This window comes from Stenotrophomonas sp. PS02289 (genome assembly GCF_029960115.1).
Taxonomy (GTDB): Bacteria; Pseudomonadota; Gammaproteobacteria; order Xanthomonadales; family Xanthomonadaceae; genus Stenotrophomonas.
In genome coordinates, this window is sequence record NZ_JASCOZ010000047.1 from 1 (window position 1) to 13,086 (window position 13,086).

8 protein-coding genes are annotated in these 13,086 nt (G+C 66.0%); 1 reads left to right on the forward strand and 7 read right to left on the reverse strand.

Features of this window, described 5'->3' with window-relative positions:
- Positions 1-122: 122 nt before the first annotated feature.
- The 5 genes from QMX83_RS08790 to QMX83_RS08810 all read right to left on the reverse strand — a co-directional run bounded on the left by QMX83_RS08790 (position 123) and on the right by QMX83_RS08810 (position 7,206).
- Positions 123-1,316 (reverse strand): AGE family epimerase/isomerase, encoded by a 1,194-nt coding sequence (locus QMX83_RS08790; RefSeq protein ID WP_282296252.1) that lies wholly within the window; start codon positions 1,314-1,316, stop codon positions 123-125.
- The gene (locus QMX83_RS08795; RefSeq protein ID WP_282296253.1) at positions 1,313-2,311 is read right to left on the reverse strand and encodes a carbohydrate kinase; all 999 of its coding nucleotides are present in this window, start codon (positions 2,309-2,311) and stop codon (positions 1,313-1,315) included. The genes QMX83_RS08790 and QMX83_RS08795 overlap by 4 nt, the downstream gene beginning before the upstream one ends.
- Positions 2,312-2,318: 7 nt before the next feature.
- A complete protein-coding gene (gene fucP, locus QMX83_RS08800) occupies positions 2,319-3,629 on the reverse strand; it encodes an L-fucose:H+ symporter permease (RefSeq protein WP_282296254.1) in 1,311 nt (436 codons plus the stop codon).
- A 44-nt stretch (positions 3,630-3,673) separates the two neighbouring features.
- Entirely contained in the window at positions 3,674-4,771 is a 1,098-nt protein-coding gene (locus tag QMX83_RS08805) for a LacI family DNA-binding transcriptional regulator (protein ID WP_282296255.1), read from the reverse strand.
- 62 nt (positions 4,772-4,833) lie between these two features.
- Positions 4,834-7,206 carry a GH92 family glycosyl hydrolase gene (locus QMX83_RS08810; protein ID WP_282296273.1) on the reverse strand — a complete coding sequence of 791 codons (2,373 nt, stop codon included), beginning with the start codon at positions 7,204-7,206 and terminating at the stop codon, positions 4,834-4,836.
- Between the two features lie 446 nt (positions 7,207-7,652).
- Between QMX83_RS08810 and QMX83_RS08815 the strand changes: the two genes are divergently transcribed.
- Complete coding sequence (locus QMX83_RS08815) at positions 7,653-10,736, forward strand: TonB-dependent receptor (RefSeq protein WP_282296256.1); 3,084 nt, start codon at positions 7,653-7,655, stop codon at positions 10,734-10,736.
- Positions 10,737-11,308: 572 nt separating this feature from the next.
- On the opposite strand, the gene QMX83_RS08820 is transcribed toward QMX83_RS08815, so the two are convergent.
- Positions 11,309-12,040 carry a copper homeostasis protein CutC gene (locus QMX83_RS08820; RefSeq protein WP_282296257.1) on the reverse strand — a complete coding sequence of 244 codons (732 nt, stop codon included), beginning with the start codon at positions 12,038-12,040 and terminating at the stop codon, positions 11,309-11,311.
- 2 nt (positions 12,041-12,042) lie between these two features.
- Positions 12,043-13,041: a N(4)-(beta-N-acetylglucosaminyl)-L-asparaginase gene (locus tag QMX83_RS08825; protein ID WP_282296258.1), complete on the reverse strand. Its 999-nt coding sequence runs from the start codon at positions 13,039-13,041 to the stop codon at positions 12,043-12,045.
- Between the last annotated feature and the right edge of the window lie 45 nt (positions 13,042-13,086).

Genomic DNA, 13,086 nt, shown 5'->3' on the forward strand with positions numbered 1-13,086 from the left:
GCCACGCCCTGCGTGGCTGTATTCCTTCCAACACCGCGAAGCCACGCAGGGCGTGGCTCTACGGCCGATCATTACCGCGAAGCCACGCGGGACGTGGCGAAACGGCCAGTTTCAATCCCCGGTCAGCGCACCACGTTCAACACTTCGTGGCACGCGCCCATGGTGTGGTAGTCGGTCTTGCCGGCCGGGCTCTTTTCATCGCTGTACTTGCGGTTGTCCGCATCCAGGATGCGGTACCACGCGCCGTACTGGTGGTCGATCATGTGCTGCCAGGCATACGCCCACAGCTTGTCGTACCACTCCCAGTACACCGCCTCACCGGTGCGCTTGGCCAGCAGCGCTGCGGTGGCCAGCGACTCGGCCTGCACCCAGAAATACTTGTCGTCGTCGCACACGCTGCCGTCCGGTGCGAAGCCGTAGTACAGGCCACCGCGCGCGGCGTCCCAGCTGCGTTCCACCGCCACGTCGAACAGATGGCGTGCGGTCGGTACCAGCCAGTCGGCCTGCACATGCCGATCCAGGATCAGCAGCAGCTTGGCCCACTCGGTCTGGTGACCGGGCTGGAAGCCCCACGGGCGGAACAGGTGCTTGGGATTGTCGAGGTTGTAGTTCCAGTCGATCTTCCACTGGGTGTCGTAGTGCTCCCACACCAGCCCATCGCCCTGCGCGGCCTGGCGGCGGGTCATGTGGTCGGCCAGCAGCAATGCACGCTGCAGGTAGCGCTGCTCGCCGCTGGCCTCGAACGCCGCCAGCATCGCCTCGCACATGTGCATGTTGGCGTTCTGGCCACGGTAGTCGCTGAAGTTCCAGCCCGCGTCGGCTTCGTCCTTGTACAGGCCGAATTCCGGCTCCCAGAAGCGCGATTCCAGCAGCTGCCAGGTCTCATCCATCCACTGCCGGGCCTCGCCGATGCCGGCCTTGAGCGCACAGCTGTAGGCCAGCAGCACGAAGGCCACGCCGTAGCAGTGATTGGTGGCGTCTTCGACCACGCCGTCGCGCAGGGTCCAGGCGTAGCCGCCGGTGGCCGGATTGCGGTGCACGTCACGCAGGTAGGCGATGCCGTGTTCCACCGCCTTCAGGTCTTCAGGCTTGCCGAACTCGCGGTAGGCCATCGCGTGGTTGAACACGAAACGGGTGCTGCTGACCAGGTGGCGGTGGCTGGCGTCGTACACGCTGCCGTCGTCACGGTAGTAGTGGAAGAAACCACCCTTCGGGTCGATCTCGTGCGGCTGGTAGAACGCCATGGTCTGCGCGATATGCGCGCGCAGGAACTCGGGCGAACGGAAATCAGGCTGGGGCGGAACATGCGTGGTCATGCGGCGGTGTCCTGTTGTTGCTGCAGCAGTTGCGTAACTTCGGCCAGGCTGGGCATGGCGGCGAATGCGCCCTTGCGGGTGACGGCCAGCGCGCCGACGGCCGCACCGAAACGAATCGCCTCGCGCAGGCCGGCAGCGTCGCGGCAGAACCCGGCGAAGGCACTGCCATCGGCTCCGCGCTCACCCAACGCGAACAGCAGCCCGGCCACGAAGGCATCGCCGGCGGCGGTGCTGTCCACCGTGGGCACCTGGAAACCGGTGACCGTGCCCTGGTCATGACGGGTGAACCAGCGCATCGGCGCGGCCCCGTCCGTGACCACCACGGCCTGCGCGTTGGCACCCAGCAGGCGCTGGATCACCGCATCGCCACCGTCGATACCGAGCGGTGCCGCCAGATAGTCGAGTTCCTCGCGCGACAGCTTGACCAGCTCGGCCAGCTTCAGCGCATCCCACAGACGCGGGGTCGGGTCGACATCGGCCGGCCACAGCGAGGGACGCAGGTTGAGGTCCAGGCTGACCAGGGCACCGGCAGCGCGGGCGCGCTGCATGCCCTGCAGCGTGGCCTCGGCGATCTCGGCCTCGGTCAGGCTGTTGGAACACACATGGAAGGTGCGCGTGCCCTCGAAGCAGGCCGGCTGGAAGTGCTCGGCGCGGAACAGCAGATCCGCGGCCGGCGGCCGGTAGAAACTGAAGCTGCGCTCGCCATGCGCGTCCAGCGCCACGAACGCCAGCGCGGTCTTGGCCTGGTTGGTACGCACGATGCAGTCAGTGGCTACGCCGGCGTCGCTCAGGCTCTGCGCCAGGAAGTCACCGAACATGTCCTGGCCGAGCATGCCGGCGAAGTGGGTGTCCGCACCCAGCTTGGCCGCGGCCACGGCGACGTTGGCGGGGGCACCGCCGGCGTACTGCAGGAACGCGCGCGGGGTATCCGGCGTGGCCGGTGGCTGCGCGAGTAGATCGATCAAAATTTCGCCGAAACACACAATCTTCGTCATGACGCGCTCAGCCCCCCTGGCTGAAACCAGCACGCGGGCGCGAGCCCCACATGCCATAGAACAGGATGTAGCCGTAGCACAGCAACGGCAGGATGAAGGACAGATGCAGGCCGATGCGGTCGGCCAGCATGCCCTGCAGGAACGGCACGATCGCGCCACCAACAATGGCCATGATCAGCAGGCTGGAGGCCTTGTTGGTCAGCGCGCCCAGGCGTTCGATGCTGAGCGCGAAGATGGTCGGGAACATGATCGAGTTGAACAGGCCGATCGCCACCACCGAGTACACCGCCACATGGCCTTCAGTGCTCATGGTCAACGCCAGCAGTGCCACGTTGGCGGCCGCGAAGATCGTCAGCAGCACGCGCGGCGAGAAGCGGACCATGATCGCCGAACCAGCGAATCGACCGATCATCGCCATGGTCCAGTAGGCCGACACGAAACCGGTGGCCTGCTGTTCGGTGAAGCCGCCGATGTTGGGCATCGAGAGATAGTTGACGAGGAAGCTGCCGATCGACACTTCCGCGCCCACGTAGAAGAAGATGCCCAGCACGCCGAACAGTACATGGCGGTGGCGCAGCGCATCCATCAGGGTGTGCTTGACCGGGTCGGCCTGCTCGGTGGTTTCATTCAACGCCGGCAGACGGAACAGGTAGACGAACACCGCCAGCAGCGCCAGCGCGATCGCCAGGCCCACGTATGGGCCCTGCACCGACTGTGCTTCCGCGGTGCGGTAGGCCAGCTGCTCGGCGGTGCTCAGCGCGGCAAGTTCATCGGCGCTCTTCACCGTGTTGCCCAGGATCAGCAGGCCACCGAAGATCGGCGCGATCGCGGTACCCAGCGAGTTCAGCGCCTGGGCCAGGGTCAGGCGGCTGGACGCGGTCTGTTCCGGACCCAGCAGCGCCACATACGGATTGGCGGCGACCTGCAGCACGGTGATGCCGGTCGCCAGCACGAACAACGCGCCAAGGAAAGCTTCATACACGCGCAGCTCAGCCGCCGGCCAGAAGCCGAGCGCGCCGACTGCGGCAATGGCCAAACCGGCGACGATGCCCTTCTTGTAGCCCAGGTGCGCGACCAGCCGACCGGCCGGCAGCGACATCAGGAAGTACGCGCCGAAGAAGGTGAACTGCACCAGCATCGCGCGGGCGTAGTTCAGTTCGAACACCGCCTTCAGATGCGGAATCAGAATGTCGTTGAGGCAGGTCAGGAAGCCCCACATGAAGAAGATCGTGGTGGCCACGGCCAGCGCCACGCGCGTGTTGACCACGGGTGCGGACGAAGACGAAGTGGGCAGTCGGGGCGTTGGAGAGATGGGCATGCGGGACGCGTCTCAGGGTACGGGCAGATGAAGGGAATGCGATGTCAGGCGGCGCTGCCGCTGCTTTCGCGGATACGGAGCTGCACGGGAGCCACGGTGCGCTGTGGCGGTGCGGTGGGATTGTCGAGCCGCTGCAGCAACAGCTCGGCGGCCTGACGGCCCCGCTCGCGCGGGTTCACGGTCAGGGTGGTCAGGGGCGGCAGCGCCACTGCTGCTTCTGAAATGTCATCGAAGCCGGTCACCGCGAACTCGGTGCCGGGGTGCACCCCGCGCGAGGCGAGACCCAGCATCAAGCCCAGTGCGACGGTGTCGTTGTAGCAGACCGCCGCGGTGGGCTGCGCTTCGGCCGCGAACAGCTCGCCGGTGCGCGCGGCCGCTTCGAGCCGGTTCGGGGCCGATTCGATCAGCCACTGCGGCTGCACCGTCAGCCCCGCCTCACCCAGTGCCTGCTTGTAGCCGGCACGGCGCTGATGGCAGGAGCTGGAGTCGGCATGGCCGCCGAAGAACGCGATCCGGGTATGCCCCCGTTCAATCAGGTGTCGGGTGGCCAGGTAGGCCCCCTGCTGGTTGTCCAGGGTCAGGAAGTCCCAGTCCCCACCTTTCAGCTCGCGATTGAACAGCAGGACGTTGGCATTGAAGCCCAGCGCCTGGCGCAGTTCGGTGGCATCGGTGCCTTCGGCGGGCGACAGGATCAAGCCGGCCGGGGTGTGTTCCATCAAGGTCGACACCACCGCCTGCTGCCGCTGTGGCGACTCGCCGGTGCTGCCGAGCAGGGTCACATAGCCCTTCGCACCCAGTGCTTCGTCCACGCCGGAGGCGAATTCGGCGAAGAACGGGTTGGACAGGTCGTTGATCACCAGCGCCACGCTGCTGGAAGTCCGTCGACGCAGGTTGGCCGCGCTGCGGTTGTACACATAGCGCTGCTTGCGCAGCTCGGCCTCGACCCGCGCACGGGTATCCACATTCACCAGGGGGCTCCCGCGCAGGACCAGCGACACGGTCGCGCGCGACACCCCGATGGCCTCGGCAATGTCGGTCACGGTGACCGCACGTCCACTGGTGCGTGACGTGGGTGCAGCCGGCTCCTTCGAAGACGATGCCTTCGCGGCGGCCCCTTTGGCAGTGGAACGATCCTTTTTCATCGTGTCATCGGGCGGGTCAAGGAAGATGCAAGCCTAAACGATCGCATCGGCCAACGCCGCGCTCATTCCAGGGACGCCCCCGGGGTGGCGCAATACGACACCGGCAGGGCGTCGGTGCGGGTGCCCCACCCGCTTTCCGGGGCCTGGGTGCCCAGTGCGTAGCGGACGGTGCCGCCCTGCTGCAGGCGGTTCCAGTCCAGCCAGACCTTGTCCTGGTCCTGGCCGTCGACCTTCACCGACTGGATGTACTGCAGGGTGCGGCCTTCCGCGCCCGGAGCCTGCAGCTTCAGCGTGCGGCCGGTGCCCAGGTCCACTTCCACGTTGGCGAAACGCGGGGTGTGCAGCAGGAACTCACCGCTGCCCGGCACGGCCGGGTACAGACCCAGCGCACTGAACAGGTACCACGCCGACATGGTGCCCAGGTCGTCGTTGCCGGTGACGCCATTGGGGGCGTTGGTGAACAGCTGCTGCGCGGCGCGCACCACGGTGGCCGTCTTCCACGGCTGACCGATCAGGGTGTACATCCACGGCGCGTGCAGGTCCGGCTCGTTGTTCGGGTTGTAGCGGTACTGGTTGTAGTAGCTGTACGGCCCGACCACCCATTCCTTGCGCGCGGCCTGCAGCGGCGACTGCAGCAGCGCGTCGTAGGCGAAGAAGGCGTCCAGGCGCTTGCCGGCCTGCTCGCGGCCGTGCATGGCCTGGACCAGACCCGGCATGTCCTGCTGGGCCAGCCACTGGTACTGCCAGGCGGTACCTTCATGGAAGCCGTGGTGCGAACGCGGGCTGTAGTGACCGTCGGCCGGCACGTACCACTTGCCGTCGTCCATGCGCGGACGCGGGAAGCCGCTCATGCCGGTCTCCTCATCGCGCACCGAGGCATCCCACACCTTGTGCCAGTTGCGGCCGCGCTCGCGCAGCACGCCGGCGTCGTCGACATGACCCAGGCCGTCGGCCATCTGTGCCAGCGCGCAGTCGGCCAAGGCATATTCCAGCGTGGCCGAACCGCCGTGGTGCGGGTCCACGTCCATGCCCTTGGAGGGGAAGGCGCGGTCGTAGGCGACGAAGCCATTCTGCACATAGCCCGGATTGCCGGAGCGACCGGCATGGCGCGAGTTCATCGGCGGCAGCTCGAAGGCATTGCGGCGCAGCGCGGTGTAGGCCTCGGCCTCACGGCCCTTGAGCGCCCCGAAGCGCCACAGGTCGGCCATGAACGGGGTGACCGGGTCGCCGGTCATGATGTTGGTTTCAAAGTTGGCGTAGCCCCAACGCGGCAGCCAGCCGCCCTGTTCGTTGATCGCCAGCAGGGTGCGTCCGATGTCGCGGGTGACCTCCGGGCGGGTCAAAGCCAGCCACTGGTTCTGCGCGCGGTAGGTATCCCACAGCGAGAAGTACTCGTAATAGGTCCAGCCGTCGGCGCGGTGGATCTGGTCGTCGTAGCCGCGATAGCGGCCGTCGGCGTCGCTGCCGGTCAGCGGCTGCAGCAGCGCGTGGTACAGCGCGGTGTACAGCACGGTGCGGTCATCGGCGTGCTTGCTGTCCACCCGAACGGTGTTCAACTCCTTGCGCCACTGCTGCTGCGCCAGGCTGCGCATGCGCTCGAAGCCGATCAGCTTGCCGTTCTGCATGCCGTCTTCGCGCAGGTTGGTGCGCGCGCCTTCGGCGTCCACGTGGGAGATGGCGCTGACCGCGGTGACTGCGCGTCCCCTGGAGGTGTCGAAGCTCAGCCAGGCCCCGCTCGGCTTCTGCTCGCCTTCCATGCCGTGTCGGGCACCCGGCAGACCACCGGCCTCGCCCCAGGTCCCGAAGGCCTTGAACGGCCGGTCGAACTCGATCCGGAACCAGGTGGTGTACTGATGGCCGCCGCAGAAGCTCTTGGTGACCAGCTTGCCTTCCACCACGCGGTCACCGACCACGTCGATCACGCTGCCGATCACCGAATGGCGTTCGTTGGCCTGGCCCACGTTGACCAGCACGTGGCCTTCACCCGCCTCGGCCGGGAAGGTGTAGCGCTCGGCCGCCGCGCGGGTGCGCGCCGTGGCTTCGGCATCAATGCCGCCGTAGCTGGTCAGGCGCACCTTGTAATAGCCTGCCTGCCCGACCTCGCCTTCGTGGGTGTAGTTGGCCGCATACGCCTTGTGGTCGAAGCTCTTGGCGTTGTCGGTGTCGAAGTCGCCGCCCGGGCCGATGCTGCCCGTGACCGGCAGTACCGACACCTGGCCGCCCTGCTCCCAGCACCCGGCCCCGGACAGGAACGAGTGGCCGAAGCCGCGGATCTTCGGATCGTCGTAGCGCCAGCCGGCGTAGTGCTCGCCGATCGGGCTGACCTGGATCAGGCCGAACGGAGCCGAGGCCCCCGGGAACGTGTTGCCGTCGTCCTTGCTGCCAATGAAGGTGTTGACCTCACGCTCGAGCGCGGCCGGCGCGGCCTGCAGCATCGGGGTGAAGCCCAGCACGGTGAGGCAGGCCAGCCCCAGCAGCGGGCGGCGCAGGGCGGGAAGTTCGCGAAGGGACGGCAATCGGCGCATGCAGTGGGTTCCTGTGGGTCGATGGGCGTTCAAATCCCCGCCATCGGGAATTTAGATCGATTTAAGTGGCGGAGTAAACCACGCCGGTTTGGATCGATGCATTCTGCGCCGCAACATGAACGACCCGCCGCCTGTTCAGTTATTGCGGAGCAGCATGCGCTTTTGTGTCAGCCATGTTTAAAATTCGCCGGTCGGCGGTTTAGATCGATCCAACTTTAAACCGTCATACAGCGGCCGTGGCGCGCTGGGGGGAGCAGCCCGGATTACCCCAGAGAAATCGGCACAAAGATTAGATCGATTCAATCATATCCGTGTACCAGTACCCCAGTTCGATCCAGGAGAGGGAGAGAGTGGAAATGAAGCAGATGTCCCGTAAGAACGGTCGCCATGCCCTGTCGGCGGCGATCACCTTCGCCCTGAGCGCCGCGCTGGCGCCGGTGGCCTTCGCCCAGCAGGCGGCCCCCGCCGCTGCCCCGGCCCAGAGCCCCGATGCCACCACCCTGGACAGCGTCCAGGTCACCGGCTACCGCTACGCCATCGAGCAGAGCCTGCAGCAGAAGCGCGACGCCAACGCAGTGGTCGAAGTGATCACCGCCGAAGACGTGGGCAAGTTCCCCGACAAGAACGTCGCCGATTCGCTGCAGCGCGTGCCTGGCGTGGTGATCACCCGTGACGGCGGCGAAGGCAAGAGCGTCAGCGTGCGCGGCCTGGATCCGGACCTGACCCTGACCCAGTTGAATGGCAACTACATCGCCACCTCGGAAACCAACGACGAGGCCAGCCGTTCCTTCAACTACACCCTGCTGCCGTCGAACATGCTGTCCAGCGCCGAGCTGTTCAAGTCGCCGGAAGCGCGCATCGACGAAGGCGGCATCGGCGGCACGGTCATCCTGCACACCCGTCGCCCGCTGGAGATGGAATCCAACTCCGGTTACGTGACCCTGGAAGGCACTTCCTCGGACACCCACAAAGACGTGGATCCGCAGGCCTCGGCGCTGTACTCCTGGCACAGCCAGGATGAGCGCTTCGGCGTGCTGGTCGGCGTGACCCAGCAGAAGCGCACCAGCCGCACCATGGAGGTCACCTCCGAGAACTACCAGTGGTACGGCATGGACACCACCGCCCGTGACGCGCATGGCCGCGACATCACCCAGGGCGGCGTCAACTACTGGTGGGGCAACTCCGGTTTCAACGACCAGAACGGCGGCAGCTACACCGACTTCTTCATGCCCACCTCGGTGAACTTCGCGGTGAAGGAAGAAGAGCGTGAGCGCAAGGGTGGCCAGTTCACCTTCCAGTTCAAGCCGATCGACAACCTCACGATGACGGCGAACTACTTCCGCTTCGAGCTGGACGGCAACTACGAACAGCACATGCTGAAGGTGCCGGAATGGAACATGGCCCGCTACAACCAGGACGGCAACTGGGCCGGCGGTCGCCTGCTCAACGGGCTGACCATGGACCCCAGCGGCACCATCGTCACCGGTGCGCAGTTCGAGAAGCAGGCCGGCAAGACCTATTACTGCAGTGAAGACCAAGCCGCTGCTGCGGGCATGGCCCCGGGTGGCTGGGGTCCGGATGACTGCACCGTGCCGACCCCGCAGCTGACCGGTGGCTACAGCCGCGAAAAGGCGCTGTCGCAGACCGCCGACCTGAGCATCGACTGGGACATCAGCCCGCTGTGGAAGGCGTCGTTCACCGGCGGCCGGACCTGGTCGGAAGGTGGCCCGTCGATGAACTTCCGCATGTCGGCCAAGCCGCGCCGCCGCGTCGATGGCGTGTGGGAAGCCGGCAACCGCTACACCGCGTGGGACCTGACCGGCACGCCGTCGGTGACGTTCTCGCCGGATCTGCAGCAGCAGCTGATGAACGGCATTGCTGAAGTCGACACCGGCTCGACCGACTCGTCGTGGATGCAGACGGAAGTGGAGCAGAACTACTTCCAGGCCGACTTCACCAAGCTGTTCGAAACCGGCTGGCTGGATTCGTTCCAGTTCGGCGCGAAGTACCGTGACGGCAAGGTCCACCGCAACACCGGCAACACCTACTGGGTGTGCCCGGGCACCGATCCGGCCGACTACGACAACAACCGCTACCAGGCGGGCTGTGACAGTACGGCGGGCATCGCCCAGCCGGGCTTCTTCCTGTCCAACCCGATCAGCGGCATCCGCGGTGGTTTCGATGCGAACGTGTTCCCGGGCATCAACTACCCGGCGTACATCAACTATCTGAACCAGACCTACGGCGGTTCGCACAACCGGGTTGAAGAAGACTTCGTCTACAACGTCAACGAGAAGATCTACTCGGGCTACTTCCAGGCCAACTTCCGTACCGAGCGTGTGCGCGGCAACGTGGGCGTGCGCGTGGTGCGTACCAAGCAGTTCGCGCAATCGAGCGATTCGATCGAGCGCTTCAACGACTACTTCCTGGACAACGCTTCGGGCGCGCCGATGTCGTGCGACGACCCGGCCGCAGCGGCGTTCCCGACCTACGGTTGCGAAAGTGGCTTCGTGCGTCTGCCGGACAACCTGGCACGTGAGAAGACCTTCGAGCTGATTGGTTCGGACAAGACCTACACCGACTTCCTGCCGAGCTTCAACATTGCGTGGGACATCACCGACAACCTGGTGCTGCGTGGTGCGGCGTCGAAGGTGATCGCACGTCCGAGCTACACCAGCATCGCGGCCCCGGGTGCGCTGAGCTACTACAGCGCCGAATACGTGAATGACCGCCGCGTGGCGGGTGGTGCGCCGGAGGAAGGCTGGGCGGGCCACGGCAGCAACAAGAACCTGGAACCGTTCGAAGCGAACCAGTACGACATCGGCCTGGAGTGGTACTTCAAGCCGGGCGCGGTGGCGGGTATCGGCCTGTTCCGCAAGGAAGTGAACAACTTCACGGTGCCGGTGGTGCGCGACCTGCAGATGGAAGTGGGCGGCCAGATGGTGACGGTGCAGGACTACGAGACCGAAGCAAACGGCCGTGACGGCGTTTCGCAGGGCGTGGAACTGTACGGTCAGTACACCTTCGACTTCGGTCTGGGCGTGCAGGCGAACTACACCTACAACGACACCAACCTGGCCTCGATCGTGCTGGACGGCCAGGACCTGGGTGCGTCGCCGCTGGTGGGCAGCGCCAAGAACCAGGCGAACGTGACGGTGTTCTACGAGAACGAGAAGTTCCTGGCGCGTGCCTCGTACAACCGTCGTGGCGAAATCGTGGGTGGTCTGACCGCCGGCATGACCGAGTACAGCGAGCCGTACGATCAGCTGGATCTGAACGTGGCCTACAACTTCACCGACTCGCTGACCTTCACCGCCTCGGTGTTGAACGCGACCAAGTCGGAGCAGCGCATCCACCTGGGCAACGACACCGACGCCCGTCTGATCTCCAACCTGTACACCGGCCGCCAGCTGTACTTCGGCGCGACCTACAAGTTCTGAGTCTCGCCCCCGCCGCACGTCACGGCGGGGGATGTTCCTCCACGGCAGCCGCGCTGGTACAGGTGGCTGCCGTTTTTTTGTCTGCGTGATTGCACGATTACCGCGCGCTGCGTGATTGCACGATGTACGTAGAGCCGGGCTTGCCCGGCTGCTGTTGGTTCTCGGCGAACAGCCGGTGTTCACGGCATCCCTGGTTTGGCGGCTCGGGACGGGCGTTCCGGGGGACGCTGCAAGTCCCCCTCCGGGGCCCGGCCCAGCCGCTGGCGGCTGGGCGTTCAGTCGCACGCGAGGCAGTGCCTCGCAAGCGGTGCGCCTTCACCCATGTAAGCTCGGTCGCCGCATCCATGCGGCTCACGCCCCCTCCAGCCCATCCCGAACCGCCATCAGCAGGCTATCGGTGGCCATCGAAAATCCAAACCACGCACGGTGCCCCGGTGGGATCGGTCGACAGACGATCGCCGTGAAATGGACAACATTCATTTACGCATGACCCCGGATCGACACCGCCGTTGCTTCGGCATTTCCCATGGCCACCGACCATGTATCGAGGGGCAGTCGGGCAGAGCCCGGCTCTACGCGATGCTGGCCAATGCCGCGCGTAACGCAGCCACCTCGTCGGCATCGGTGGCGACCCAGTCGGGCGACAAGCCCACCAGCGCCGGATTCTGGAAACGCATGGCCGAACGTCGCGTGCCCTTGGCCGACGCGTGCAACTCACGGCATCCCGTCGCCTGCGCGACCGACGCGATGTTGCCAGGCTTGATCCCTGCGCCCGCCATGACACTGATGCGACCCGACGCCTGATTCACCAGCGCTGCCAGCGTATCCGCCCCAGCCTCCGCACTCGCCTGACCGCCGGAACTCAATACCCGCTGGCAGCCCAAATCGATGACGTCTTCCAGGGCCGCAGATAGATCACGCGCAGCATCGAACGCGCGATGGAACGTGACCTGCATTGATCCCGCCACCCGCACCAGTTCACGGCACAGCGGAACGTCGACGTTGCCGTCCGCATCCAGCGCGCCGATCACCACGCCGTCGCACCCCAGCGCCCTGCACTGCTGGATATCGCGCAGCATGAGCTCGCGCTCCAGCGCGTCGTAATGGAAGTCGCCTGGGCGCGGCCGGATCAACACGAACAGCGGAATCCGCAGTTCCTCACGTGCCAGCGCGATGCTGCCGAACGACGGGGTGGTGCCGCCTTCGGCGAGGTTATCGAACAACTCGATGCGGTCGGCACCGCCGCGCTGCGCAGCCAGCGCCGAGGCCACCGAGTTCGATGCGATTTCCAGCACGTGGCCCATGCTCAGGTCTGCTCCGTGGTGTACACCGACGCCGCGTCGCGCAGGTCATCTTGGCGTTCGGCGTCACACACTGCATAGACAAACCCACGGTGCAGGGCGTACGCGCCCACCTCGCCATTGCGACCCAGCGCCAGGAAGCACACCTGCAGGGTCTTGCTGGCTTCCGGCCGCTTGCGCACCACCCGCGCGATTGCTTCGCGGCAGGCCTGTGCGGGCGTGCGGCCCTGGCGCATCAGTTCGACGACCAGGAACGACGCCGCATTGCGGATCATCTCTTCGCCCACACCCGATGCGGTGGCGGCACCTACCTCGTTGTCCACGTAGAGCCCTGCCCCGATGATCGGGCTGTCGCCCACACGGCCATGCAGTTTCCAGGCCATGCCGCTGGTGGTGCACGCACCGGCCAGTTGACCCTGTGCATCCACCGCCAGCATGCCCAGGGTGTCGTGGTTGCTGCTGTCACCCGGCCGACTGCGGCGCTCGACGTTGATTTCCGGTGTGTACTGCGCGGTCTTCAGCCATTCGCGCCAGGCCTTCTCTGCTTCGGGAGTGAGCAGCTTCTCGCGCTTGAACCCCTGCTGCATCGCGAACTGCTGCGCGCCCTCGCCCACCAGCATTACGTGCGGGGTCTGCTCCATCACTTTTCGTGCCACCGAGACCGGATGCGCGATGTCGACCAACGCGGCGACCGAACCGCAGCTGCCATCGCCCTTCATGATGCTGGCATCCAGGCTCAGCACGCCATCCCGGTCCGGGTTGCCGCAGCGCCCTACGGTGGGATTGCACAGCTCGCTCTCGGCCCAGCGCGCACCGGCTTCCACTGCGTCCAGCGCGCTGCCGCCGTTGCCCAGCACCTTCCACGCCGCCTGGTTGGCCCCTACGCCGAAATCCCAGGTCGATACGACGCGGGCCCGACCGCTGGCCTTGGCCTGTACGCGCGGAAATGCGGCCACGCCGGCGGCCAGCGCACCGGCCTGAAGAAATGTTCTGCGATCAGTCACGCGGTGCTTCTCCCGTTGCCATGCGCCGGCCCCGGGAGGGCCGGG